This is a genomic window from Staphylococcus sp. HMSC035D11, assembly GCF_001836075.1.
GTDB lineage: Bacteria > Bacillota > Bacilli > Staphylococcales > Staphylococcaceae > Staphylococcus > Staphylococcus hominis.
Genome location: NZ_KV827278.1, coordinates 135246 through 135619 on the forward strand (window position 1 = coordinate 135246; position 374 = coordinate 135619).

Genomic DNA, 374 nt, shown 5'->3' on the forward strand with positions numbered 1-374 from the left:
TCATCCTTCAATTTATCTTTAAACCAATGATGTTCATCTTTAAACCATTGAATGGCTTCATCTTCACGTTTAATAAGATAATCAGCAACGAACGGTAAAACATGCCCGTAGTTTTGTGCAACTGCTTTTTTGATATTATCAGAGTTAGTTGCATCTGTAGTAAATTGTTCATTAATCTCAATGGTTCTTACACGTAACCCATCGTTTTGAGCCGAATCAGTAAAAATACTGTATTCTGACGTTGAAATGACAGACGTGCCCCAATTCTTAGGCGTTTTAACTTCTCCATGAACGTTTGAACGTTGACGACCTTGACCTTCAGCGATCGAATATAATAACCCCGTTGTATCTTTAAAAGTTGCTGATGAGAGTTC

General features: G+C 36.6%; 1 protein-coding gene. It reads right to left on the reverse strand.

Annotation, left to right across the window (positions count from 1 at the left end; translation table 11 throughout):
• On the reverse strand, positions 1-374 hold a 374-nt coding region (locus HMPREF2647_RS11630; RefSeq protein ID WP_256326487.1), incomplete at both ends, for a DUF927 domain-containing protein.